Genomic DNA, 237 nt, shown 5'->3' with positions numbered 1-237 from the left:
TCTTTGATTCTCAGCAAACAGAACAATTCTTCGAAGCCTGGAAATACCATAAGCTCTTCAGATCCGATATCGTCCAAGTTGGCCCATTGCATGAAGTTCGTGAACCAATTGCGCACACTTCCCCAATGCCGCTGCGTCTCCTTCAAGCTGTCAATTTCCTGCGCCCACAACCGGTCATGGATGAATGTTGGCTCCGCCCCAAGCTGAATGCCTAGAGAATCCGATAAACTATGAGCA

The 237-nt window shown here is 48.5% G+C and carries 1 protein-coding gene; it reads right to left on the bottom strand.

Features of this window, described 5'->3' with window-relative positions:
- Nucleotides 1-237, bottom strand: a 237-nt coding sequence (locus tag KVT27_RS26080; RefSeq protein WP_305799949.1) for an ArsA-related P-loop ATPase, incomplete at both ends; no start/stop codon positions are given.

This window comes from Lysinibacillus sp. GbtcB16, from assembly GCF_019091145.1.
Lineage (GTDB): Bacteria > Bacillota > Bacilli > Bacillales_A > Planococcaceae > Lysinibacillus > Lysinibacillus fusiformis.
The sequence above is the reverse complement of the archived record's forward strand: the minus strand, read 5'-3'. Positions and strand labels throughout refer to the sequence as shown.